Origin of the sequence: Devosia oryzisoli (genome assembly GCF_014837245.1) — a bacterium.
GTDB lineage: Bacteria > Pseudomonadota > Alphaproteobacteria > Rhizobiales > Devosiaceae > Devosia > Devosia oryzisoli.
In genome coordinates, this window is the sequence record NZ_JACYFU010000003.1 from 563,542 (window position 1) to 586,051 (window position 22,510).

A 22,510-nucleotide genomic window follows, 5' to 3' on the forward strand; every position below is an offset into this window, starting at 1 on the left:
ATGCCGTCGCTAAAGGACCTGAAAAACCGGATCGACTCTGTCAAGTCGACCCAGAAGATCACCAAAGCCATGCAGATGGTTGCGGCGGCCAAGCTCCGTCGCGCCCAGGAAGCGGCCGAGGCGGCTCGTCCCTATGCCGAGCGCATGGCCCGGGTGCTCTCGAGCCTTGCCGCGGTCTATGACGGGCAGGAAAATGCCCCGGTGCTGCTCGGCGGCAACGGCAAGGACCAAACGCATCTGCTGATCGTCGCGACCGGCGAGCGTGGCCTGGCCGGTGGCTTCAACTCCTCCATCGTGCGCCTGGCGCGCGAACACGCCAACAAGCTCATCGCCCAGGGCAAGACGGTCAAGATCCTGACCGTCGGGCGCAAGGGGAACGACATCCTCAAGCGCCAGTATGCCGATCGCATCGTCGAGACGATCAGCTATCGCGATGTCAAGAAGATCGGCTTCACGCAGGCCAACGAGGTCAGCCAGAAGGTGCAGGCCATGTTCGCGGCCGGCGAGTTTGACGTGGCGACGCTGTTCTTCGCCAAGTTCGGCTCCGTGATCAGCCAGGTGCCCACTGCGGTGCAACTGATCCCGGCCAAGATCGAACGGGTCGAGGGTGAGGGCGTAGCCGAGGCCGCGTCCGTGCCCTACGAATACGAGCCGAGCGAAGAAGCCATCGTGGAAGACCTGCTGCCGCGCAATATCAGCGTGCAGATCCTCCGCGCCATGCTGGAAAACAACGCCTCGTTCTACGGCGCGCAGATGACCGCCATGGACAATGCGACGCGCAATGCGGGCGAAATGATCGGCAAGCTGCAGCTGAGCTACAACCGCCAGCGGCAGGCGCAGATCACCAAAGAACTCATCGAAATCATCTCGGGCGCCGAAGCGCTCTAACCCATCAGCGAGGACGAACAAATGGCAGAAAAGAAGGCCGGTCGCGTTTCGCAGGTCATTGGCGCCGTCGTTGACGTGGTGTTCGACGATCACCTGCCCGCCATCCTGAACGCGCTTGAAACCACCAACAACGGGCAGCGCCTGGTTCTGGAAGTGGCGCAGCACCTGGGCGAAAACGCCGTGCGCACCATCGCCATGGACACGACCGAAGGTCTGGTTCGCGGCGCCGAAGTGACGGACACGGGGGCTTCCATCTCGGTGCCCGTGGGCGACGAGACCCTCGGCCGCATCATGAACGTCACCGGCGAACCGATCGACGAAGCCGGTCCGATCGGCTCCAGCGAACGCCGTGAAATCCACCAGGAAGCCCCGAGCTTTGCCGAGCAGAATCCGGCTGCCGAAGTGCTCGTCACGGGCATCAAGGTGGTCGACCTGATCGCCCCCTATGCGCGTGGCGGCAAGATTGGTCTGTTCGGTGGTGCCGGCGTGGGCAAGACCGTGTTGATCCAGGAACTGATCAACAACGTCGCCAAGGCGCATGGTGGCTATTCGGTGTTCGCCGGCGTGGGTGAACGCACCCGCGAAGGCAACGACCTCTACCACGAAATGATCGAATCGGGCGTGAACAAGGACCCGCACGAGAACAACGGCTCGGCCGCCGGTTCCAAGTGCGCCCTCGTGTTCGGCCAGATGAACGAGCCTCCCGGCGCGCGTGCCCGCGTGGCGCTGACCGGCCTCACCGTTGCGGAAAACTTCCGCGACAAGGGCCAGGACGTGCTGTTCTTCGTGGATAACATCTTCCGCTTCACGCAGGCCGGCGCCGAAATGTCGGCTCTCCTGGGTCGTATTCCGTCCGCCGTGGGTTATCAGCCGACGCTGTCGACGGACATGGGCGCGATGCAGGAGCGCATCACCACCACGACCAAGGGCTCGATCACCTCGATCCAGGCCGTGTACGTGCCGGCCGACGACTTCACCGACCCGGCCCCGGCCACGACCTTTGCGCACCTTGACGCGACGACCTCGCTCAACCGCGCGATCTCGGAAAAGGGCATCTACCCGGCCGTGGACCCGCTGGCGTCCAACTCGCGTATTCTCGACCCGCAGATCGTGGGCGAAGAGCACTATGAGACCGCCCGCGCCGTGCAGCAGATCCTGCAGAAGTACAAGGCGCTGCAGGACATCATCGCCATCCTGGGCATGGACGAGCTGTCCGAAGAAGACAAACTGACCGTGGCGCGCGCCCGCAAGATCGAGCGCTTCATGAGCCAGCCCTTCGACGTGGCCGAAGTCTTCACCGGTTCGCCGGGCGTGTTCGTGCAACTCGAAGACACCATCAAGGGCTTCAAGGGCCTGGTGAACGGCGAGTACGACCACCTGCCGGAAGCAGCCTTCTACATGGTCGGCACCATCGACGACGCCGTTGCCAAGGCGCAAAAGCTGGCCGCTCAGGCTGCCTAAGCCGGTTCGGGCCTCTGCGGCCCGGATATCTTGTCGTAATGGAGCTCGGCGCCGTCCGGGCTCCACTGCCAAAGGACCAAATGAATGGCTGAAGGCCTCAAGATCGAGATCGTGTCGCCCGAGCGCCTGGTTCTGTCCGAAACGGTGGAATCCGTCACCGTGCCGGGCACCGAGGGCTACTTCACCGTGATGGCGGATCACGCTCCGTTCATGACGACGCTGCGTCCCGGCTTCATTACCGTGGTAAAATCCAGCAATGCGGCCGACGTCTTTTTCGTGCGTGGCGGCTTTGCCGATGTCTCGCCAGCAGGCCTGACGATCCTGGCCGAAGAGTCGGTGCCATTCGCAGAGTTCGACCACTCCAATCTGCAGGAGCAGATCAAGGCGGCCGAGCAGGACCTGCAGCGGGCGGAGAGCCCCGAAGACAAGTCCTACGCGCAGGAGGTCGTCAGCGGTCTGCTCAACCTCGCCATTGAGGCGCAGCACATCGACGGGGCGCACGTCCACTAGGCCGGACCCGCTATGTAACAAAGTTCAAGGCCGCCTTTCGGGGCGGCCTTTTTGCATTCGAGGGTGGAGAAGCTCAGTTTCAGGCGAGCGCCGCTTCCACCAGGGCCTGCGCGTGCAACTCGGTCGTGTCGTAGGTCGGGATGGGGCTGACGCTATCGTCGATCAGCATGCCGATCTCGGTGCAGCCCAGAATGACGGCCTGCGCGCCATGGGCGGCAAGACGCTCGATGGCCGTGACATAGGTCGCCCGCGACTCGTCGCGAATGATGCCCCGGCACAGCTCATCATAGATGATGCCGTTGAGGTTCGTGCGATCCACTTCGGGCACGAGCACGTTCAGGCCCGCTGCGGTGAGCCGATCCTTGTAGAAACCCATCTCCATGGTGAAGCGGGTACCCAGCAGCCCCACAGTGTCAAAGCCGTCTGTGAGCAGCGCGTGGGCTGTAGGGTCGGCGATGTGCAAAAAGGGAATGTCGAGGCGGGCGGTCACCGTCTCGGCAACGACGTGCATGGTGTTGGTCGCCAGCCCCAGCACCTGGGCGCCGGCCGCCGCGAGACCCCGGGCGACGCCGTTCAGCTCAGCGCCGGCCTTGTCCCACTCACCGGCCGACTGCATGGCGGCGATAGGGGCGAAATCGACCGAGTGCAGGATCACCGGCGCCGAATGCAGCCCACCCAGGCGCTCCGCGGTCAACTGGTTGAGCCGCTGATAATAGTGCGCGCTCGATTCCCAACTCATGCCGCCGATGAGGCCGATGGTTTTCATGGCTATCCGTGGGTGAAGCGTTGCGGAATGTCGGCGAAGGCCTCGACTACCTTGCGGTAGGCGTCGCGCTTGAAGGGCACGACGAGGCCGGGCGTGCGGGTGAGGCTCTCCCAGCGCCAGCCGTCGAACTCGGCGGGGAACTTGCCCTGGCCGGGTGACTGGACATCGATCTCGGTCTCGCTGCCGGTAAAGGCAAAGGCGAACCAGCGCTGGCGCTGGCCACGGTACTTGCCGCTCCAGGCAACGCCAAGGGCCTCCTCGGGCAGGTCGTAATAGACCCATTCGGGCGCTTCGGCGAGGAGACTGACCGAGGTGACGTTGGTTTCTTCCTGCAGTTCCCGCATGGCCGCACGTAGCGGGTCCTCGCCCTTGTCGATGCCGCCCTGCGGCATCTGCCAGGGGGCATCGAAGCGGGCCGACTGGTCAGGGTCACCCTCTGCCTTGCGGCGCCCCATGAACACTTTTCCATCGGCATTGAAGAGGGCCACGCCAACGCAGTCGCGATAGGGCAGGGCTTCACGGTCAGGCTTGTCGGTCATGGGTACCTATTTCATCAGCGCGCTGACGGGCACCAGCGCAATTCCCTTGTCTCCCAGATCCGCGGACCAATCGGTCACGGTCTGGATCGAGATGGGTAATGCACTGACAATACCAATTGCGGAGCCGGTTTGCAGCGCCTCTGCCTCAAGGCTGGCAAGCGCTGCGAGAATGGCATCCTTGGAGGGATCGGTGTCGATGGCCATGCTGGCGCGGGCGAAGGGCACCTTGTTGGCCCCAGCCAATTGCGCCGCAACCGAGCGATTGGACGAGCCATCGTCGACATAACCCAGCCCGCGCGCGCCCAGCTCTTCCATGACCGGGGCAAAATCGGCCGCAGCGGCGGTGAAGCGGGCGCCCATATTGTTCATCACGCCGATATAGCCGCCAAAACGCGCCATCAGCCAGAATAGCTTTTCGAGGTTGGCGCGTGGCGCGTCACCGGTCAGAAGGGTGTGCGGGCCAGGATCGTTCTGCGGATAGTCGAAGGGCTCGAGCGGCAGTTCGAGCACCACCTCGTGCCCGCGCACACGCGCCGCCGAGACGGTGGTCTCGAGCGAGCGGCCATAGGGCGCGAAACCCAGCGTCACCGCCTCGGGCAATTGATCGATGGCGTCGAGCGAGCCTTGCTCGTTGATGCCGAGCCCGGAGACGACGAGGGCAATCTTGGGCTCCTTCTCAGTCACGCCCGCCGGCACCGGTTCCCGATAGGCGTCGAACGGGCGCTCCCCGGTTCCCGACATGCGGGGGATGGGGCCGTTGCTGGTTTGCTCGCTGAGATCGGGCAGGGCGCCGAAGGCACCGGGCGTTTGCCCGAGCGCAGCGCCGGCGGCCTGCTGCGACGCAGGGGGGGTCTGGCCGGCGGGATATTGCTGGGGATCCGCGGTGATGGTTGCAGGCCCGGTCGCCACGGCATTGGCCACGCTGTTGCTGTTGCGCGTGGTGGCGATGGCCACTTCCTGGGAGGGGCGTCCACCATTGGGGTCGTCGACCAGAACGAGCCGCGCACCAACGCCGATGGCGATGAGCAAGATGATGCCCAGAAGAATGCGCGCCACGGGCAGGTGAACCTTGCCGTTCTTGCCCCGGTTGCGGGATTTGCGGCCGCGCAGGGGGGTGCTGAGGTTATTGGCCATGGCGGGCTCCGCTCCGCGGGGGCAGAAAAGCGAAGGGCGCGAAGCGAATCACGCCCCGCGCCCACGATACCATGCGCGCCCCGGCGCTACTCCGCCTTGGGCGGATAGGAGGGGTCGCTTTCCTCGCCATCGATGAGGCGGATCGCGTACTGCAGCTGAGTGTCATCGGCCTTCTCGCCCGGGACATAGACGGACGATCCGACCGTGGCCTCCTGCTGGCCTTCGATCGTGATGTGGCCGGCAAGTCCAGCTTCGCCGATGATCTCGTCGCGCCCCTTGAGTTCCTCGGGCACCTCCTGGCGCACCTCGATATCGGGCGTGATGCCCAGCGCCTGGATCGAGCGGTTGTTCGGCGTGTAGTAGCGCGCGGTGGTGAGGCGCATGGCGCCATCGGGCCCGAGCGAGATGATCGACTGCACGGAGCCCTTGCCGAAGGAGCGGGTGCCGACCAGCGTCGCCCGCTTGTGGTCCTGTAGGGCGCCGGCGACGATCTCGGAGGCCGAGGCCGAGCCGCCATTGATCAGCACCACCAGCGGCACGTCGGCAATCTGCTTGTCGAGTGCATCGGGCTCAGCGTCGTAGCGGGCGCTTTCGCTTTCCGTGCGGCCACGGGTGAGAACTACGGCGCCCTTGTCGAGGAAGGCGTCGGCCACGTAGACGGCTTGGTCAACGAGACCACCCGGATTGTTGCGCAGGTCGAGGATTATCCCCTTGGGCGCCTTGCCGTCGGCCTCAGCATAAATGTCCTTGATGGCCTTCTCGATGCCAACGAAAGCCTGCTCGGAGAAACGGGAGAGGCGCAGCACCGCGACGTCGCCTTCCATCGACCAGCGCACAGCGCGCATGGCGATGGTGGCGCGAGTCATGGTGAAGTCGATCGGGTCCGTCACGCCTTCGCGGATCACGGTGACCTTGATATCGGTGCCGATCGGGCCGCGCATCTTGTCGACGGCCTCGTCGAGCGACAGGCCCTGGATCGGCTGGTTGTCGAGCGCGACGATAAGATCGTTGGCCAGGATGCCGGCCTTGGCCGCGGGCGTGTCATCGATGGGGGAGACGACCTTGATGGTGCCCTCTTCCATCGTCACTTCGATGCCGAGCCCACCGAACTCGCCCGAAATATCCTCGCGGGCTTCGTCATAATCCGTCGGCGGCAGGTAGCCCGAGTGCGGGTCGAGCGAGGTCAGCATGCCCTGGATGGCCGCGCGGATCAGCTCCTTCTCATCCGGCGGATCGACATATTCGGCGCGAATGCGGTCGAAGATCTGCCCGAAGAGATTGAGGTCCGAATAGATTTCTTCCGGATCGCGCGGCGCGGCCGCTTTTTCCGCCTCGGTCGGCTCAGGCTCCTCCGATGGCATCAGCTCATCGGGCACGACGGTGTCGGGCGCCTGATCCTGGGCCGGAACAGGGGCGGGGGCTTGTTCCTGCGCGGGAGCAGGAGCCGTCTCCTGCGCCAGGACAGAGGCGATCGGAGCGAGCAACGCCACGGACAGGGCGGCGGCGCAAAGGGTGGACAAGCGCATGGATGATTTATCCCGTTCGTTCGTTCTTCGCCCACCACCCCTGCGGGTCGAAAGGCTCATTATTGTGGCGCAGTTCAATATAAAGAGTTGGACGGCCGTTGCCAGCACTGGTGGTCATCACCGGCCCAATTGTGCGTGATCCCATGGTGCCCAGCGGCTCGCCCATCAGCACAAACTGGCCGATGTCGACGCTGATGCTGTCGAGGCCGGCCAGAAGCGTCGTATAGCCGCTGCCGGTGTTGAGAATGACGATCTGACCATAGTTGAGATAGGGGCCCTTGTAGAGCACCCAGCCGTCGGCGGGCGCGACCACCTGCGCCCCCGGCGCCGTCACGATCGACTGGCCGTGCGAGATGCCGCCGAGCCGGTCGTTATTGCCATAGGCGACCACCAGTTCGCCATTGCTGGGCTCGGCCAGATAACCACGCGCAAGTTCGAACGGAACGGCCGGTTCGGTGCGCGCGGCATTGGCGAAGGCCATCTCTATGGCCTCGGGAGACAGCCGTGGCGTCTCCGGTTCGGTGGCGGTCGCTGGTGCCGACGTCGCGCCCGCGGCGGCCCGGGCGCTCAGCGCCTCGACCAGTTCACGCAGCGTGCCGGCCTTCTTGGCCAGCTCTTCAGCGGCCGCTTGTTCGGCCTGCAGCGCTGCGCTCTTTTGCGTGATCTGCAGCTTGCGGGCGGCGACCAAAGTGGCGATCCGCAATTGCTCTTCCTCGAGCACCTCTTGATTGGCCTTGAGCGTGGCCTCCTCGGCCAAGGCTGAGGACTTGATGTCCTGCAGCTTCTGGAGATCAAGGGATACCGCATCAGCTCTGGCGCGGAGTTGGGGAACGATGGCGGAGATCAGCATGGCGCCGCGGGCCGAGCCCAGGGCGTCACTGGGGTCGACGATGAGGGCTGGGGGAGGGCTGAGGGAAATCCGCTCCAATGCCGCCAGAACGTTCGACACCTCCGCGTCCGCCCCGTCGAGCCGGCCCCGCACCTCGAGCTCCTCGACGATAAGGTCGGACAGGCGCTCCTCTACGGCGGCGACATCGGTTTCTGCTTGCTTGACCCTTTGAGCGGCGGCGATCAGGGCAGCGCTCTGGCGGGCGCGGTCGCCCTCCATGTCTGCCACTTCCTTCTTGAGTGCCTCGATGCGCTCCTGGCTCAGAGACAGGGTCTTCTCCAAAGCCGCCAGATCGGCGGCTTCGGAGGCCCCGGGTTCGGCGGGAAGAGGCGGCTCGGCTGGTGCCGTGGGGTCGGGGGAAGCGGGAGCGACCGGTTGCGTGGAGGGCGCGTTGCCGATCGTCGGCCCGACTTCGGACAATGCCGGTGCGGATGGCGCCGCGACTGCCGTTTCCTGAGCCTGTTGAGCGAGCAGCGGGCCGGAGACCAACCCGGCAAGGGCCAGGCCGCACAGGCTGGCCAGGGTTTTGCTCACGGGCCGCAGCGGCATGGCGTCTCCAAGAGGGGCGTCAACCCCGAATCACATCAGTCGCACCATATCAAGCGGGCGGCAAACCGCAGGTTAACGATGCTTAACCATGTCGTGAGTTAACCGCCGCGGTGATAGGGGTGGCCGGAGAGAATGGTGGTGGCGCGGTAGAGCTGCTCGGCCAGCATGATCCGAACCAGCTGGTGCGGCCACACCATGGGGGAAAAGCTCAGCGCCAGATCGGCCTCGGCAACCAGCGCCGGATCGAGGCCGTCAGCTCCGCCGATCATGAAGGTGACCGCCGGACGGCCGGCGTCGCGCCAGCGCAGGAGCGTTTCGGTAAAGGCGTCGGAGTTGAGGGTCTTGCCGCGCTCGTCGAGCACCACGACGAGTCCGTCCGGTGCGCCCGCCCGAAGGGCTCGGGCCTCGTCAAGCTTGCGGGCGGCGGCGGAGCCGGCGCGGGACTCTGCGCTTTCGCTCACCTCGAACCCGGTCAAGGCCAGTGGCTTGCCGGTCGAGGCCGCGCGATCGAGATAGCGCGACACGAGTTCGCGCTCAGGGCCCGCTTTCATGCGGCCGATGGCGCCGATGGCAATGCGCATGGGTCAGTCCCGCGGGGGAGCCGGCCGGGGGCCGGCCCTTTTTCAGTGCTGGTCGGCCGAGAAATCGGCCTGCCACATCTTTTCGATGTTGTAGAACTCGCGCACTTCGGGGCGGAAGATGTGGACGATGACGTCGCCGGTGTCCACCAGGACCCAATCGGCGTGCGGCAGGCCCTCGACGCGCGGCTTGCCGTAGCCGTTGTCGCGCAAGGCGTTGATCAGCTGATCGGCAATGGCGGCGACGTGGCGCTGGGAGCGGCCTGACGTGACCACCATGTGGTCGGCCAGCGACGACTTGCCCGCCAGATCCACCGAGATGGTCTCTTCGGCCTTGGCGTCCTCGATTGTATCGAGGATCAGGTCGATCAAGGGTTTTTCGGGCGCCGGCGCCGGCGCTGGGGCCTTGGCGTGGAGGGAGTTTTCGGGCAGCGCAGCCATCAGAATTGGCTTTCTGCCCACGCGGCAGCATGGGTCATGCGTAAGGGTAGCATCCTTGGTTGTTGATCGGACGAAAGCGGCGTCGAGTTAACGGCAAGCCGTCAGTTCCTGTTCCGGTGACATCTATCACGCCCCGAATATGCGCTTTCCAGCGCATTTTCGCAAGGTTGAAGCCTTAACGAAGGTTTATGGCGTCCTTTCGGCCCGAATGCGCGAGGACGACAAAGCCGACTGACGACCCTGGAGATAGACCCATGCGGGCGCTGGACGACGGGCGAGGGTCGGGGCGAAGGCTTCATCAATCTGGGCGTGGTCCAGCGTCGCGGCCGCGCGGGAGGCGAGGGCGCGGCGACCGGCGCCGGGGCGCACATAGACTGCGATGGGCAGCGCAGCGGCGATATCGCGCCAGCGTTCCCAGCGGTGGAAATCGGCGAGGCTGTCGGCGCCCATGATCCAGACGAAATGCCGGTCGGGCAGGCTTTGGGTCAGGAAGCGCACGGTTTGCCAGGTGTAGGCAAAGCCCTTGGCCGCCTCAAAGCCGGTGACGCGAATGCGGGGATCGCGGATGGCGGCCCGCGCTGCGCGGACGCGTTCGGCCAGCGACGGCAGGCGGGCATTGTCCTTGAGCGGATTGCCCGGCGTCACCAGAACCCAGAGCGCATCGAGCTCGAGCCGCCGGAGGGTTTCCTCCATCACCAGCAGGTGCCCGGCATGGATCGGATTGAAGCTGCCGCCGAATAGGCCGATGCGCATGCCCGTTGCCGAGGGCGGCAATTCGGTGATGCCCGGGATGCGGAGCGGTGGACGCAGCGTCACGGGCGCAGCTGGCCGGTGCCGCGCACGCGGTACTTGAAGCTCGTCAACTGCTCGACGCCCACCGGGCCGCGCGCATGCATCTTGCCCGTGGCGATGCCGATTTCGCCGCCGAAGCCGAATTCGCCGCCGTCGGCGAACTGGGTCGAAGCGTTGTGCACGAGAATGGCGCTGTCGATCTCGGCGAAGAACTTTTCGACCGCCGCGGGGTCCTCGGCGATGATTGCTTCGGTGTGGTGGCTCGAATAGTGCTCGATATGGGCGATGGCCGCCTCAAGACTGTCCACCACCTTCACCGAAATGATGGCGTCTTCATATTCGGTCTGCCAGTCTTCTTCGGTGGCGGGCCTGGCCTGGGGCACGAGCCGCGTGACGGTCTCGTCGCCGCGGATTTCGCAGCCCTTTTCCATCAGCGCTTCGAGGATCGGCCGGAGGTGGCTCGCCACCACGTCCTTGTGCACGAGCAGCGTCTCGGCGGCACCGCAGATGCCGGTGCGGCGCATCTTGGCGTTGAGCGTGACGCTGACCGCCTTGTCGAGATCGGCCGAGCGGTCGATGTAGACATGCACCAGACCCTCGAGATGGGCGAAAACCGGCACCCGCGCCTCGGACTGGACGCGCGCCACCAGCGACTTGCCGCCGCGTGGCACGATGACGTCGATGGTCCCACCAAGGCCCTTGAGCATTTCGCCAACGGCGGCGCGATCGGTGGTGGGCACGAGCTGAACGCTGTCTTGAGGCAAGCCCGCTTGCGCAAGGCCGGTGCGCAGGCACTCGACCAGGAGGCGCGAGGAGTGAACGCTGTCGCTGCCGCCGCGCAGGATCACCGCATTGCCGGCCTTGAGGCAGAGCGCGCCGGCGTCGGCCGTCACATTGGGGCGGCTTTCATAGATGACGCCGATGACGCCGAGCGGGGTGCGAACGCGCTCGATGTGAAGGCCATTGGGCCGGTCCCATTCGGCGATCACGGCACCGACTGGATCGGGAAGCTCGGCAATGGTGCGCAGCGCGCCGATGATGCCATCGAGGCGCGCATCGGTCAGCAGCAGCCGGTCCTGGAACGCTTTGCTCATGCCCTTGGCCACGGCTTCCCTGAGATCGATGGCGTTGGCGGCAAGGATGTCGGCGCGACGGGCGTCGACCGCCTGGGCGGCGCCGACAAGGGCGGCATGCTTGCGCTCGGCCGTGGCAATGGCGAGCTTGCCCGCTGCGGCGCGGGCGCGCTGGCCCAGCGCCAGCATGAGCGCCGGAACGTCTTCGACCGATCGTGCTTCAGCCAGGCTCATGGTTTGCCTCCCGTACGGCCGCGCCGTCCTGTGGGCCGGTCATCACCAGATTGTCGCGGTGCACCAGTTCGGTGCGGCTGTCCATGCCGAGCAGTTCGACGATGGTGTCACTGTGCTTGCCCATCACCAGCCGCGCATCGGCGCTGTCGAGGCCGGAGAGACCCCGGGCGATTTCCCGGCCATTGGGGTCGCGGATCGAGAGGGTGTCGCCGCGCTCGAACTCGGCCTCGATCCGCGTGACGCCGACCGGCAGCAGCGAGCGGCCCTGCCGCAAGGCGCGGGCGGCGCCGGCATCGACATGCACCGTGCCCGACACGGCCAGCGTGCCCATGATCCAGCGCTTGCGCGATTGGGCGCGGGTGCGGGCCGGCTGAAAGAGCGTGTGGCGGCCGCCTTCGAGCAGCGTGCGGAGGGGATGCGGCTCAGTGCCCTTGGCGATGATCATGGCAGTGCCGGCGAGGGTTGCGATCTTGCCCGCTTCGACCTTGGTCGTCATGCCGCCGCGCGAGAGGTGGCTGGCCGCCCCGCCGGCCATGGCTTCGATGGCGGGGGTGATGGCGTCGACGACCGGGATGTGGCTTGCGCCGGGATTCTTGGCGGGCGGAGCTGTGTAGAGCCCGTCTATGTCGGAGAGCAGCACGAGGCAATCGGCCTCGATCATCGTGGCGACGCGGGCCGAGAGACGGTCGTTGTCGCCATAGCGGATTTCGGCAGTGGCGACGCTGTCGTTCTCGTTGATGATCGGAACCGCCCCGAGGCCCAGAAGCGTCTGGATGGTGGTGCGGGCGTTGAGATAGTAGCGCCGCTCTTCCGTGATGTTGGGGGTGATCAGGATTTGTCCGGTGACGATGCCATGCCGCCCCAGTGCCTCGGCCCAGGCCTGGGAGAGAGCGATCTGCCCCGCGCTCGCCGCCGCCTGCGACTGCTCGAGCGGCAGAACCGGTGCGCCAAGGCCGAGCAGACTCCGGCCCAGCGCAATGGCGCCGGACGAGACGATGACGATGTCGCGGCCCTCGGCCTTCAAGGCAGCGATGTCCTGGGCCAGCGCGTCCAGCCACTGGGCACGAAGCTGTCCGGCCTTGTCAACGAGCAGGGCAGAGCCGATCTTGATGGTGATGCTGCGATGCGCGGCGAGGGGGGTCATCTGGCCGAAAGCCCGGTCCACTCCCTCCCCCTTGCGGGGAGGGCTGGGGTGGGGGGGTGGCCGGCAGAGTGCTGAAGGTGAAGGCACCCCCTCCCAACCTCCCCCATCCAGGGGGAGGAGTTGCTTCCAGTGTGGCGAGGCATCGTGCCGCTCACGGCGTCCATGTTTCGTCCGCCTTCTTGCGTTCCTGCTCGGCAAGCTCTGCCTTTTCCGCGTCGAGGCGTGCGAGGACGTCGTAGAGCACCTGCTCGACGCCCTTGCCGGTGGCGCCCGAAATGGTGCGCACTTCGGCCTTGCTCGCCTTTTTCAGCGCCTTGAGCTTCTCCTTGACCTCGTCCTCGGTCAGCGCGTCGATCTTGTTGAGGACAACGATCTCGTCCTTTTCGGCCAACACGTCGGCATAGGCGGCCAGTTCATGGCGCACGGCCTTGTAGACGTGAACCACGTCCTCTTCGGTGCCGTCGATAAGGTGGATGAGCACCTTGCAGCGTTCGATATGGCCGAGGAACCGGTCACCGATGCCGATGCCTTCGCTCGCCCCCTCGATCAGCCCCGGAATATCGGCGAGGACAAATTCGCGCTCGCCAATGCGCACCACGCCCAGATTGGGGTGGAGCGTGGTGAAGGGATAGTCGGCAATCTTTGGCTTGGCCGCGCTGACGGCGGCCAGGAACGTGGATTTGCCGGCATTGGGCTGGCCGACGAGACCGGCATCGGCGATCAGCTTCAAACGCAGCCAGATGCCCTTTTCGACGCCTTCCTGCCCCGGATTGGCCCGGCGCGGAGCCTGGTTGGAGCTGGTCTTGAAATAGGCATTGCCGAAGCCGCCATTGCCGCCCTTGAGCAGCACCACGCGCTGGCCGACTTCCGTCATGTCGGCAATCAGCGTTTCCTGATCTTCCTCGAAGATCTGCGTGCCCTTGGGCACGCGCAAGACGATATCCTCGCCATCGGCGCCGGTGCGGTTCTTGCCCATGCCATGCACGCCCGTGCCGGCCCTAAAGTGCTGTGTGTAGCGGAAGTCGATGAGTGTATTGAGCCCGTCGGCACACTCGACAATGACATCGCCGCCGCGGCCGCCATTGCCGCCGTCGGGGCCACCGAACTCCACGAATTTTTCGCGCAGGAAGCTGACGGCGCCGGCGCCGCCGGAGCCGGACTTGATGTAGACCTTGGCCTGGTCGAGAAATTTCATGCCTAGAGTGCCTTCCAGACGCCAGGGGGTTTTGCAACGGCGGCAGGGCTTCTCCCCGTCAGCGCCGCGCGGAAACCCTCGCGTGTCAGTTGAGTGTCGATATGCTCCACCTCGGTGCCGCGTGCAAGGCACACGAGGCGGGAACGGCCGGTTTCGGTAAAGCCGAGCTTGCGCTGGATGGCCAGGGATGCCGCGTTGAAGTGAAAGACGCCCGAGATCACCACGGGAGCGGCCGAGACGGAAAAGAACCAGCGCAGGCTTTCGCGTGCGGCCTCGGTCATGACGCCCTGGCCCCAGAAAGGGCGCCCCAGCCAATAGCCGATGATGGGCCCGCGCTGCCCAAGGTGGAAGCCGATGTGGCCGACCATCCCCACGCCGGGCGCGATGATCGAGAAGTTGGCGTCCTCGATCGGCATGTCCGGGCGCCGCGTGCGCAGCCAGGCTCTTGCATCGGAGAGGTGATAGGGAAACGGCACGCGCGCCAGATTGCCCGACACGGCGAAGTCGTTGAGGTAGCGGGCGATAGCCTCGGCGTCCTCGGGCAGTGGTGGGCGCAGGACAAGGCGCGCCGTCTCGAGCGTTGGCAGGATCATCGCGACCACTCCAGGATGAGAAGCGGCTTGCCGCGGTGACGCTCGACCAGGCTCTGGGTGTGCTCGACGACGGCAAAGCCGCACTTCTCCAGCACGCGAATGGACCCGGCATTGTGCGCGAGAACGCGGGCCCGAACCGGCGACAGCCCCGCCGCCGCAGCGGCATCGAGGAGAGCAGCTGCCGCTTCTGCGACAAGACCCTGCCCCCAATGGTCGCGGCCGAGCCAATAGCCCAGTTCCACCGGCCTGTCGGCGTAAAGGTAAAGCCCGATCACGCCCATCAGCGTGTCGGTCTTGCGCTCGGCCATGACGTAGGGGCGCTGGGGGTTGCGCGATGCGCGCTCGATAAAGCCGCGGCCGTGCTCTTCCAGATAAGGGTAGGGCAGGGTGGCCGTGGGCTCGAGGACCGCCCAGTCATTGGCTTTTTCCACCAGCGGTCCGAGATCATCGTTCCGCGGCGCGCGCAGGCGTAGCCGAGCGGTCTCGATCGCTTCGGGCAAGGTATCGGTCACGCGCATTTTCGGGGCTCCCGCGCCAGCCAGGTCTGTCGGCTCAGTGTGCTGACGATGTGGTCGACATTGTGCTGCAGCGGCTGGGAAAAACGCTTCTGCCGCCCCGTTGCCTCAAAGCCGAGCTTGCGCAGGACCTGAAGGGATGCGGCGTTGTCGTGGTGGGCGCTGGAGGCGACCGCGCGGGAAGACGAATTCGCAAAGTGCCAGTCGAGGAGGGCGGTGGCCGCCTCGGTGACATAGCCGCGCCCCCAATGCGGGCGGGCGATCCAGTAGCCGAGTTCATCGATCAGCGAGATGCAACCGATCAGGCCACGGTTGGGAAGGTCGATGATGAAGAGCGACTTCTCCGGCGTCGGCGGGGGCGCCTGGCGCAGCCAGTCCTGCGCCATGATGAGCGTATATGGCCAGGGAACCGGCGTCAGCCAGCGCGCGACCTCAAAATCGCCGACGCCCAGAGCGTAGCAGGGCGCGTCATCGGAACGGGCCGGCCGCAGGACCAGCCGGGCGGTATGAAGCTCGGTCATCTCCCCCGCATCCTTTCCCGGTGTTGGCCCATGGCCTTGTGTGCGACGGGAGCGGCGATGGCCGGGCGGGCTGTGGCTTTGCTGCGGCGGGAGGCGATGACGAACATGAGGACACTCCAGAACGAGAAGGGGGAACCGGCTGACCGGTTCCCCCTTGCATTTCGTCTGTGTCGCCAAACGCCAAGCCGGGGAACAGGTCTCCGGCGGGTTGGTCAGGCCTGCCGGATTATTCGGCGGCCTCTGCCGGGACGACAGACACGTAGACTTTGGCATCCGCACGGGTGCGGAAGGCGACGTTGCCATCGACCAGCGCGAAGATCGTGTGGTCCTTGCCCAGGCCAACGCCCGTACCCGGATGCCACTTGGTGCCGCGCTGACGCACGATGATGTTGCCGGCTACGACGACTTCGCCGCCGAACTTCTTGACGCCGAGACGACGGCCAGCGGTATCACGACCGTTGCGGGAGGAACCGCCTGCTTTCTTATGTGCCATCTCTAGAGCTCCTTATTCCTTGTCGGCCTTGGGTGCGGCCTTCTTGGCCGGGGCCTTCTTCGCCGGCTTTTCAGCGGCGGCGTCATCCTTGGGGGCGGCGGCCTTCTTGGCAGCCGGCTTCTTGGCGGGAGCCTCGGCCGCAGCGTCGGCTTCGCTCGCCTTTGACGCCTTCTTGGCTGGGGCCTTCTCGGTCACGGCCTCGGTCTTTTCCGATTTGGCGGCTGCCTTGGCCGTCGGCTTGGCGCCACCGGTCAGGATCTCGGTGATGCGGACGGTCGAGAGCAACTGGCGGTGACCGTTGCGACGGCGCGAATTGTGGCGGCGGCGCTTCTTGAAGACGATGACGGTCTTCTGCTTCTTGGTCTCGACAAGCTCGCCGGCCACGATCGCGCCGTCCACCAGCGGAGCGCCGATGGTGTCGCCAACCATGAGAACCTGGTCGAAGGTCACGGCATCGCCGGCCTCGCCCTCGAGCTTTTCAATCTTGATGAGGTCGTTGGCAGCAACCTTGTACTGCTTCCCGCCCGTCTTGATAACGGCAAAGGTCATATCACAAACCGGCTGGCTTTCGCCCCGGTCCCTTTTTCTGTCGCGCCCTGTGGCGCCGCGGTTTTCATGCCTGATCCGCGGGCTTTTCGATGAGGGGTCGAAGAGGTCGACCGGCAGCCTCGAGCAGCGTTGCAAACAAAAACCGGCGCGCCGGCAGGACCGGGGCGCAGGTTGTGGCGCTTATCGGGGCAAACGCCCCTGGAGTCAAGGGCGGATCAGCCGATCACCCCTGGCCGCCGGCCGCATACCAGTCGCGCAGCCGCAGCTCGATCCCCTCGTCAAGGCCGGTCTCGAGCGGAGACAGGTCCATGTCGCGGAAATGGTAGGGGTAGACCACGGCCGGCTTGAACGTGTTGATGGCCTCGACCGCCTGGTCTGCCGTCATTGTATAGGGCAGGTTCATGGGCAGGAAGGCGACCGCGATATCGGTGAGGGCCAGCATGTCCTCGGTGGGCTCGGTGTCGCCCGCCACATAGACCTGCTTGTCGCCAAGGCTCAGCACATAGCCATTGCCGACACCGACCGGGTGATACTGCATCCGGTCTGCCGTGGTGTTGTGCGCGGCGATGGCCTTGACCGGGACGCCGTCCAGTTCGCCACTTTCGCCGTTGCTGATCGCCTTGGCCTGCCCCTTGAGGCTTTCGGGCAGCTTGTCGAACACTTCCTTTGTGGTGAGGATGGGGGCCGAACCGGCGATCGCTTCAAGGGTCGGAGCGTCGAAATGGTCGCCATGCCCGTGGGTAATGAGGATAGATGTGGGCGCAGGCAGGCCCTCGTACAGCCCCTCGCCGCCAACCGGGTCCACATACATCGCCTTGTCGCCCCAGCTCAGCACGAGGCTGGCGTGGCTGACGGGCTGGATGGTGACGTCCCCCTCCGAAGTGGCGAGCGTATCGGCCATTGGCTTTTCCTGAGCGAGCGCAGGAAGGGTCCCGAATGCAGTGGTCAGACTGCCGGCGAGCGGCAAGGCAGCAAGGCCGGCAAGCGTGGTGCGACGCGTAACCATGATAATCTCCCTCGGTTGTGTGTAACCACCCGCTAACGTGCAGCGTCGCGCACCAGATTGCATCTGCACGCAAAAGTGAGTGATCGGCTGTATCCGGGGGCAGCGAGCGGGCCGGGCGCCGCCCAGCCACAAAGAGTGTTGCAGCGACCTTCTCGCTATGCCATAAGCCCGCCCGTATCGACCAGCCGCGCCCGAACCCGGGCGTTCGATCTCGCGGAGAGATGGCAGAGCGGTTGAATGCACCGCACTCGAAATGCGGCATAGGGGCAACTCTATCGGGGGTTCGAATCCCTCTCTCTCCGCCAGCTCGCTGCCAGAAATGCTCTTTTCAAAGATCTTGGCGTCGCAGCTTTTAGTCAACCCGCCATAAAACCCACCATCACCGTCGACGTTGCTTGTAGCCTGAGGTTCGCATGATAAGGGCTTCACCTGCGACGCAGGGAGCGCGATGGCCTGTGGGGATTAGCCTTGAGCCAGCCCATTTCTTCCGACCCGATCGAGGACGGTTCCGCCCCATCTAGGTCATTTCCAGCCGCGGGCCCAGAAGCAGACATTTGCCGTGCCACGAGCGACGGCACCTTTGCGCCCCATTCCGGCCATTCAGAGGCCGGCATCGAACGCCCATAAGCGGACATTTCCCTTGAGGAATGCTCAGTCATCGTGATTGGGTCGCTAGCGGACCATCCGGAACTTGATGGCCGGTCAGAGGACGAAGCAGTCGCCTCCGGCCTCCTGTACCTCAAAGCATATTTTGTCGGCACCATTTTTTGACGAGGCCGGGACAATCACCCTGAAGTACACGCCCTTCGTGCCTAGGTCGACGCGCTGCACGAGCATATCGGCGCCGCGGAAAATAGGACCGAACCTGGTCACCATACTCTGAGCGGTTTGCTTTGCCTCGGCCTCGGACTGCTGGGACGCCAGCATGACGTAGTGCTTGTCTGGGTCGAGGCCGCTGGCCCGTGGCCCTTTCCCATCGGCCGGGCCCGATAAGACAGGTGACGCTGCTATGGACGCCATCAAGACGTATTTGCCAGCGTCGGTAAGAGCTACGCCAACGTTCGGTTTGGCCGACCCAGCCGGGTTCCGAATGAGCATGCGCAGAATTCCGTTTTGCCCATCTGCCAACCGACCAAATAGCAGTTCGACCTCGGACCCCGCCTCAAGAATAGTCGAGAGACGATTTTCCAGCAGAACTCGCTCTATCTCGCGTGCTGCGGGGCCGTCGACGCCATTCTGCGTCAGTACGACGGTCACCAAGGCAATGCCGGGGACGGAGACTGTGACCGCCTCCCCAGACGCATTCTGCCCGTCCTGCTGTACAGTCGTAGCGGTAGGGCCGACTTTTCCGCCACTGGACAGCGCCGCGAGAGCCAACGGATCACCTCTGTTAATGTCCCACTGGGCAAGCTCATTCTGGCTAAAAACGTACATGTCCTCTGGACGCGTGCGCAGCATTACCGAGGTGATTTCCTGGCGAACACCAAAGTCTGCGAACGCCTCCAGAATATCGGACACGACCGTCTGCGCCGTTGAAGCATCGGCGTCGTCGCTCCAGACTTGGTGAACGCCGAGCGCGCCATCCGCTTTCCGCTCCGCCCCGGCGAAGAAGATGAATGAGCACGCAGAGTAGCAGCCAGTCTCGGGTAGCACATAAGTCGCGAGGCCCAGTTCCCTGACCTCGTAGGCCAAAGCAAGGCGCTCGAGACCAAGCCACCATCGCTGGCAAGCATTAGTACCTTTGGGTCTTCAACGGAGCGCAGTGCCCTGCGGAAATCCAGTGGGGTCGACGGTCCGATGTCGCCTCGCAGTCCAATCACGCCAGGCATTTCCTTGAAGACGAGGAAGTTGCCAATCTCCATCACAGCCAGGTCATCTGACGGTGGAAGCACTGTTGAAGGGGCAGGAGCTGCGGTGATAGGGGGTGCTACGGGTTGCAGAGGCCCTTCGATGTCTGGCCCTTCGCTAGTCCAGGGAGTGGCAAAAGACGCCAGGAACAAAGAAACGATCGAACCTTCTTTTGCGTAAGGCGCTGTCCAGTTCAGGGTGAAGCCGACAGATTCCTCGTCTTCTTGGAACATCAAGGAATAGAAGAAACTGGCATCAAGGGCTCCGGAGACAACGAAGTAGCCATCGCGGAAGGTCTTGTAGGTTACCCGGCGGCGTCCGTTCTCCGTTGATAGCTGGTGATAGAAGTCCTCGAAGGACTGTGTCGTATAGGGTTGCCGCACGGTGTCTAGGCGCATTAGGCCATCGGGTCTGGTGTATGCGGTACCTACAGACGTTTCCGCGGTTTGCGGTAGCAGGGCACGGGGCACTGCCAATTCGATCTGGCCGCGCTCGTCTTGCAGGATTTGCAAGTCTAGCTCACTGAGCACCGAATCTGAGGCGCGCGACAGCGCTCGGATGGATGCGTCCGTCAGAACGCCAGTCACGCTCTCGCCGTTCCACTTCTGAAATCCCGTCAAACCACGGTAGGTAGAAGGCCCGAAGGCGCCGTCGATAAACGCATCATAGAAGCCGGCGAGGGTCAGGTTTGTTTGAAGTGTAATGCGGTCTTCGTCAGTTAATGACGTGAACCACGCTTTGCTGCGGTCAAAGTCCGCGAAAGCAGGTGACGTTGCGACCAATAGCGTGAAGATGGCGGCGATGCATCGAAGCCAAGAGTCGGTCGCGACGTTGTTTGCCATCCTAGTTCCCCCAATCGACAACTTCTCAGTCTTTCAATTTTGCTACAAGAGGCGCGGTGGCGCTGGTTCCTCGGATCGGGCAGTAGGATAGGAACATAATCGAAGATTGGGCTAGCGATGGCTCCGAGGTGAGAGATGAACCGTACCGAGCGTCTGAGGCGTGTGGCTCTCCTGATGGCAAGCTTTTTGCGAAATCTCGCATATCTCCGCGCGTTTCGGGACGCTTATCCCCGAGTGCAGCTCGACTGGACCAGAGATTTTTGGGTTACCCAAGGCGGAAACTGTACGGACATCGCTATTCTGGAGTGGTGCAAGCTCTTTGCGGACCAACGCGACAAGCATCACTGGTCTCAGATCGTTACCGCCCCCGAAGCGTTTGGCCCTTGGCTGTTGGCCCAACTACGTGTGGGTCACCCTGAATTCACTGACTACGTCACTTCCGTCCGAAGATATCGCGACAAGTTTGTTGCTCACCTGGACTCAGACAACACGATGGACATACCCACGCTCGACATTGCCGAGCGAGCGGTCTTCTTCTACCACCAGCACTTGATAAGTCACGAAGTTGCGGATCCGACACAGGTATTTCACCCGCTCCCGGCCTCGGGGAGGGAGCTGACCACGTACTTCGAACAACATGATAGCGCTGCTAGGCACATCTACGACCGAGTTTTGCCGCCGCAGAACCCGTGATAATTACAACGAACTCGGCCCCCAAACGGCGTCTGACACGCGCCCCATTCCGGCCGTTCAGGTTGACCGTGCAATCGCCCAAAAACCGCCATTGGCTGGCCGACCGCACGAACGCCGATGGCGGGGTTGACTGTGGACAGGCGGCTTTCGAAATGGCTGCCTTGGGAGGAACATTCGATGACTTCAGCACCTCGAAGGGGGAAGTGTTTGGGAGATCGGGATTGGACCTCGCTAGTCATGCTCCATAAGGACGCCCCCAGGCGCGACGCCGCGTCATCGGCGTAGCCGGCCCGCTAAGGAGGGGCGGGACGGCTTTACCTTGTCTCCGTTCATGGAGAGCTTCTGTTAGAGCCCCTAGCTGACGAGAACTTCCAGCTGGGTCTCGAGCTGCGTAGCAATATTCTTCCATTCGCCGGCGAATGGGCCGTATGCGGTCTTGATTTCGACGCCGACAGGCAGCTCGGGGCATTCGTTCTCACCATTGCTGCCCCAGTTCACCCAGCCCGATTGACGGCGCTGCACGATCTGGAATGCGCCGGATGGCTTCGAGGTCCACCAGATCATGGCGCGACCGCTTTCGGAGTGGAACTCGACCGTCTTGTCGGCGGGACCGGGGAAGATGGTTTCGTGCGGCACCGCTGAAACATCGACCGGCCCCTCGGCAAGCTGCCACAGACGCTCAGGCAGGTCGGCCTTCACATGCGATTCCGCGCGGACCCTGGCGAGACGCTCCGTGATTTCCTCGTCGCTGAGCACGCCTTCCCATTTGCAGAACAGTCGCCAGTAGAGATCCCAGTGCGCGCTCTCGATGTCGGACAGCTGATCGCGGAACTCGTTGAACTTTTCGCTGGTCGCGGTTGACTGCTGCACGGTTTCGGCAACCATCGCGACCAGTTCACCGGCATAGGGGTCGCCGGAGCGGTAGCGTGTGCCGCCCATGGCGGCGAAACGGTCGAATACCAGCTTGCCCTGACCGCCTTCGAATTCATCGCCGACAGTGATCTTGTTGGTCACCGAACGGCCATTGATGACGGTCCGGAAGTCGTCGACGCGGTAGCGACGGCCGAAGGAATGAGCCAGATGGGCAAATATCCAGTCGATTGAGAAGGTCTTGCTCTTGAGTTCGGGCAGCAGACCATCGGGAATAGTGCCGTACATGCGATAGTGGTGCAGGACCGGACCTTTTTCGACGGTCTCGATCTCGACCAATGTGTGCTCAGGCGGATTGATCAGCCCGTTTTCCGGCGTGAAGAAGGGGCCATAGAAGCCACCGATGGCATTGTTGCCCGAGGGAAGCAGCTCGAAATCGTCGAAGTGGCCCTTGAAGTGCTTGATGCCCCATTTGGACGAGCCTAGCCCTTCCGCGCGCCCCGAGCACAGTTCAAGATCGAACGTGCCGGTATCGAGGCGAACGAAGCAATCGCTCTCGCGCCCCTGAAGTTCGACAATGCCTGCCACCGCTTCACCTGCTTCCACAGGACGCTCAAGCACAAGGCTGGTTTCGCCGGTGAGGCTCACCACGGCGGCAAAAACCGTTTCGGCCTCCGATGAAGCATTGTCGAGACGCTGGCAGAGAACGGCCTGACCCTGGGCGTCGCGAGCCCACCAAAGGGCTTCAGCGCGGTTTTCGGGGACGGCAAAGCGAATGAGTTCGTTCTTGCGGCTGGCGCCGAGCGGGTCGCGGACGGAAATAGTCGTCATCTTAGGTCTCGAAAAGTGCGAGTTGGAAAG

24 protein-coding genes and 1 tRNA gene are annotated in these 22,510 nt (G+C 64.1%); 5 read left to right on the top strand and 20 right to left on the bottom strand.

The window, feature by feature from the left end; genetic code table 11:
- The 3 genes from IC608_RS14335 (at position 1) to IC608_RS14345 (ending at position 2,859) form a co-directional block, all read left to right on the top strand.
- Positions 1–888, top strand: coding sequence for a F0F1 ATP synthase subunit gamma (locus IC608_RS14335; protein ID WP_191776831.1), 888 nt, complete (start codon positions 1–3; stop codon positions 886–888).
- Between the two features lie 21 nt (positions 889–909).
- On the top strand, positions 910–2,349 hold the full coding sequence (gene atpD / locus IC608_RS14340) for a F0F1 ATP synthase subunit beta (RefSeq protein ID WP_191776833.1): 1,440 nt from the start codon (positions 910–912) through the stop codon (positions 2,347–2,349).
- An 84-nt stretch (positions 2,350–2,433) separates the two neighbouring features.
- On the top strand, positions 2,434–2,859 hold the full coding sequence (locus IC608_RS14345; RefSeq protein WP_191776835.1) for a F0F1 ATP synthase subunit epsilon: 426 nt from the start codon (positions 2,434–2,436) through the stop codon (positions 2,857–2,859).
- Positions 2,860–2,938: 79 nt separating this feature from the next.
- Here IC608_RS14345 and IC608_RS14350 read toward each other — a convergent pair whose 3' ends face one another.
- The 17 genes from IC608_RS14350 to IC608_RS14430 form a co-directional block, all read right to left on the bottom strand.
- On the bottom strand, positions 2,939–3,625 hold the full coding sequence (locus IC608_RS14350; RefSeq protein WP_191776837.1) for an aspartate/glutamate racemase family protein: 687 nt from the start codon (positions 3,623–3,625) through the stop codon (positions 2,939–2,941).
- A gap of 2 nt (positions 3,626–3,627) precedes the next feature.
- The gene (locus IC608_RS14355; protein WP_191776839.1) at positions 3,628–4,164 is read right to left on the bottom strand and encodes an RNA pyrophosphohydrolase; all 537 of its coding nucleotides are present in this window, start codon (positions 4,162–4,164) and stop codon (positions 3,628–3,630) included.
- A gap of 6 nt (positions 4,165–4,170) precedes the next feature.
- The gene (locus tag IC608_RS14360) at positions 4,171–5,298 is read right to left on the bottom strand and encodes a divergent polysaccharide deacetylase family protein (protein WP_191776841.1); all 1,128 of its coding nucleotides are present in this window, start codon (positions 5,296–5,298) and stop codon (positions 4,171–4,173) included.
- 86 nt (positions 5,299–5,384) lie between these two features.
- Positions 5,385–6,824 carry a S41 family peptidase gene (locus IC608_RS14365; RefSeq protein WP_248306380.1) on the bottom strand — a complete coding sequence of 480 codons (1,440 nt, stop codon included), beginning with the start codon at positions 6,822–6,824 and terminating at the stop codon, positions 5,385–5,387.
- A gap of 7 nt (positions 6,825–6,831) precedes the next feature.
- The gene (locus tag IC608_RS14370; RefSeq protein WP_191776843.1) at positions 6,832–8,262 is read right to left on the bottom strand and encodes a murein hydrolase activator EnvC family protein; all 1,431 of its coding nucleotides are present in this window, start codon (positions 8,260–8,262) and stop codon (positions 6,832–6,834) included.
- A gap of 98 nt (positions 8,263–8,360) precedes the next feature.
- A complete protein-coding gene (rlmH, locus tag IC608_RS14375) occupies positions 8,361–8,843 on the bottom strand; it encodes a 23S rRNA (pseudouridine(1915)-N(3))-methyltransferase RlmH (RefSeq protein ID WP_191776846.1) in 483 nt (160 codons plus the stop codon).
- A gap of 42 nt (positions 8,844–8,885) precedes the next feature.
- Positions 8,886–9,281: a ribosome silencing factor gene (rsfS, locus tag IC608_RS14380; RefSeq protein ID WP_191776855.1), complete on the bottom strand. Its 396-nt coding sequence runs from the start codon at positions 9,279–9,281 to the stop codon at positions 8,886–8,888.
- Between the two features lie 186 nt (positions 9,282–9,467).
- The gene (locus tag IC608_RS14385) at positions 9,468–10,097 is read right to left on the bottom strand and encodes a nicotinate-nucleotide adenylyltransferase (protein WP_345890904.1); all 630 of its coding nucleotides are present in this window, start codon (positions 10,095–10,097) and stop codon (positions 9,468–9,470) included.
- On the bottom strand, positions 10,094–11,380 hold the full coding sequence (locus IC608_RS14390) for a glutamate-5-semialdehyde dehydrogenase (protein ID WP_191776857.1): 1,287 nt from the start codon (positions 11,378–11,380) through the stop codon (positions 10,094–10,096). Before IC608_RS14390 ends, IC608_RS14385 begins: the two co-directional genes overlap by 4 nt.
- Positions 11,367–12,524 carry a glutamate 5-kinase gene (gene proB, locus IC608_RS14395; protein WP_191776964.1) on the bottom strand — a complete coding sequence of 386 codons (1,158 nt, stop codon included), beginning with the start codon at positions 12,522–12,524 and terminating at the stop codon, positions 11,367–11,369. The genes IC608_RS14390 and proB overlap by 14 nt, the downstream gene beginning before the upstream one ends.
- Before the next feature lie 151 nt (positions 12,525–12,675).
- Positions 12,676–13,719, bottom strand: a complete 1,044-nt coding sequence (gene obgE / locus IC608_RS14400; protein ID WP_191776859.1) for a GTPase ObgE — start codon at positions 13,717–13,719, stop codon at positions 12,676–12,678.
- A gap of 2 nt (positions 13,720–13,721) precedes the next feature.
- The gene (locus tag IC608_RS14405) at positions 13,722–14,312 is read right to left on the bottom strand and encodes a GNAT family N-acetyltransferase (RefSeq protein WP_191776861.1); all 591 of its coding nucleotides are present in this window, start codon (positions 14,310–14,312) and stop codon (positions 13,722–13,724) included.
- Positions 14,309–14,830, bottom strand: a complete 522-nt coding sequence (locus IC608_RS14410) for a GNAT family N-acetyltransferase (protein ID WP_191776863.1) — start codon at positions 14,828–14,830, stop codon at positions 14,309–14,311. Before IC608_RS14410 ends, IC608_RS14405 begins: the two co-directional genes overlap by 4 nt.
- Positions 14,821–15,348: a GNAT family N-acetyltransferase gene (locus IC608_RS14415; protein WP_191776865.1), complete on the bottom strand. Its 528-nt coding sequence runs from the start codon at positions 15,346–15,348 to the stop codon at positions 14,821–14,823. Before IC608_RS14415 ends, IC608_RS14410 begins: the two co-directional genes overlap by 10 nt.
- A 226-nt stretch (positions 15,349–15,574) precedes the next feature.
- A complete protein-coding gene (gene rpmA / locus IC608_RS14420) occupies positions 15,575–15,841 on the bottom strand; it encodes a 50S ribosomal protein L27 (RefSeq protein ID WP_191776867.1) in 267 nt (88 codons plus the stop codon).
- 12 nt (positions 15,842–15,853) lie between these two features.
- Positions 15,854–16,390 (bottom strand): 50S ribosomal protein L21, encoded by a 537-nt coding sequence (rplU, locus tag IC608_RS14425; protein ID WP_191776868.1) that lies wholly within the window; start codon positions 16,388–16,390, stop codon positions 15,854–15,856.
- 223 nt (positions 16,391–16,613) lie between these two features.
- Entirely contained in the window at positions 16,614–17,396 is a 783-nt protein-coding gene (locus IC608_RS14430) for an MBL fold metallo-hydrolase (RefSeq protein ID WP_191776870.1), read from the bottom strand.
- 215 nt (positions 17,397–17,611) lie between these two features.
- Between IC608_RS14430 and IC608_RS14435 the strand changes: the two genes are divergently transcribed.
- Positions 17,612–17,701, top strand: a tRNA-Ser gene (locus IC608_RS14435).
- A gap of 397 nt (positions 17,702–18,098) precedes the next feature.
- Here the strand turns inward: IC608_RS14435 and IC608_RS18505 are convergent.
- Both IC608_RS18505 and IC608_RS14445 read right to left on the bottom strand, forming a co-directional pair.
- The gene (locus tag IC608_RS18505) at positions 18,099–18,914 is read right to left on the bottom strand and encodes an SPOR domain-containing protein (RefSeq protein ID WP_191776872.1); all 816 of its coding nucleotides are present in this window, start codon (positions 18,912–18,914) and stop codon (positions 18,099–18,101) included.
- Positions 18,854–20,086 carry a peptidoglycan-binding domain-containing protein gene (locus tag IC608_RS14445; protein WP_191776874.1) on the bottom strand — a complete coding sequence of 411 codons (1,233 nt, stop codon included), beginning with the start codon at positions 20,084–20,086 and terminating at the stop codon, positions 18,854–18,856. The genes IC608_RS18505 and IC608_RS14445 overlap by 61 nt, the downstream gene beginning before the upstream one ends.
- A 135-nt stretch (positions 20,087–20,221) precedes the next feature.
- Between IC608_RS14445 and IC608_RS14450 the strand changes: the two genes are divergently transcribed.
- A complete protein-coding gene (locus IC608_RS14450) occupies positions 20,222–20,779 on the top strand; it encodes a hypothetical protein (protein WP_191776876.1) in 558 nt (185 codons plus the stop codon).
- 354 nt (positions 20,780–21,133) lie between these two features.
- On the opposite strand, the gene IC608_RS18190 is transcribed toward IC608_RS14450, so the two are convergent.
- A complete protein-coding gene (locus IC608_RS18190; RefSeq protein WP_191776878.1) occupies positions 21,134–22,480 on the bottom strand; it encodes a hypothetical protein in 1,347 nt (448 codons plus the stop codon).
- Positions 22,481–22,510 lie beyond the last annotated feature (30 nt).

Excerpts from the sequence above, each read along its gene's own strand:
- rlmH (WP_191776846.1), bottom strand. The coding sequence starts at position 8,843 with ATGCGCATTGCCATCGGCGCCATCGGCCGCATGAAAGCGGGCCCTGAG.
- IC608_RS14405 (WP_191776861.1), bottom strand. The coding sequence starts at position 14,312 with ATGATCCTGCCAACGCTCGAGACGGCGCGCCTTGTCCTGCGCCCACCA.
- IC608_RS14360 (WP_191776841.1), bottom strand. The coding sequence starts at position 5,298 with ATGGCCAATAACCTCAGCACCCCCCTGCGCGGCCGCAAATCCCGCAAC.
- IC608_RS14430 (WP_191776870.1), bottom strand. The coding sequence starts at position 17,396 with ATGGTTACGCGTCGCACCACGCTTGCCGGCCTTGCTGCCTTGCCGCTC.
- IC608_RS14415 (WP_191776865.1), bottom strand. The coding sequence starts at position 15,348 with ATGACCGAGCTTCATACCGCCCGGCTGGTCCTGCGGCCGGCCCGTTCC.
- proB (WP_191776964.1), bottom strand. The coding sequence starts at position 12,524 with ATGACCCCCCTCGCCGCGCATCGCAGCATCACCATCAAGATCGGCTCT.
- rsfS (WP_191776855.1), bottom strand. The coding sequence starts at position 9,281 with ATGGCTGCGCTGCCCGAAAACTCCCTCCACGCCAAGGCCCCAGCGCCG.
- IC608_RS14350 (WP_191776837.1), bottom strand. The coding sequence starts at position 3,625 with ATGAAAACCATCGGCCTCATCGGCGGCATGAGTTGGGAATCGAGCGCG.
- rplU (WP_191776868.1), bottom strand. The coding sequence starts at position 16,390 with ATGACCTTTGCCGTTATCAAGACGGGCGGGAAGCAGTACAAGGTTGCT.
- IC608_RS14355 (WP_191776839.1), bottom strand. The coding sequence starts at position 4,164 with ATGACCGACAAGCCTGACCGTGAAGCCCTGCCCTATCGCGACTGCGTT.
- IC608_RS14365 (WP_248306380.1), bottom strand. The coding sequence starts at position 6,824 with ATGCGCTTGTCCACCCTTTGCGCCGCCGCCCTGTCCGTGGCGTTGCTC.
- atpD (WP_191776833.1), top strand. The coding sequence starts at position 910 with ATGGCAGAAAAGAAGGCCGGTCGCGTTTCGCAGGTCATTGGCGCCGTC.
- IC608_RS14390 (WP_191776857.1), bottom strand. The coding sequence starts at position 11,380 with ATGAGCCTGGCTGAAGCACGATCGGTCGAAGACGTTCCGGCGCTCATG.
- IC608_RS14450 (WP_191776876.1), top strand. The coding sequence starts at position 20,222 with ATGAACCGTACCGAGCGTCTGAGGCGTGTGGCTCTCCTGATGGCAAGC.
- IC608_RS14335 (WP_191776831.1), top strand. The coding sequence starts at position 1 with ATGCCGTCGCTAAAGGACCTGAAAAACCGGATCGACTCTGTCAAGTCG.
- IC608_RS14345 (WP_191776835.1), top strand. The coding sequence starts at position 2,434 with ATGGCTGAAGGCCTCAAGATCGAGATCGTGTCGCCCGAGCGCCTGGTT.
- rpmA (WP_191776867.1), bottom strand. The coding sequence starts at position 15,841 with ATGGCACATAAGAAAGCAGGCGGTTCCTCCCGCAACGGTCGTGATACC.
- IC608_RS14445 (WP_191776874.1), bottom strand. The coding sequence starts at position 20,086 with ATGGCAAACAACGTCGCGACCGACTCTTGGCTTCGATGCATCGCCGCC.
- IC608_RS14370 (WP_191776843.1), bottom strand. The coding sequence starts at position 8,262 with ATGCCGCTGCGGCCCGTGAGCAAAACCCTGGCCAGCCTGTGCGGCCTG.
- IC608_RS18190 (WP_191776878.1), bottom strand. The coding sequence starts at position 22,480 with ATGACGACTATTTCCGTCCGCGACCCGCTCGGCGCCAGCCGCAAGAAC.
- IC608_RS14410 (WP_191776863.1), bottom strand. The coding sequence starts at position 14,830 with ATGCGCGTGACCGATACCTTGCCCGAAGCGATCGAGACCGCTCGGCTA.
- obgE (WP_191776859.1), bottom strand. The coding sequence starts at position 13,719 with ATGAAATTTCTCGACCAGGCCAAGGTCTACATCAAGTCCGGCTCCGGC.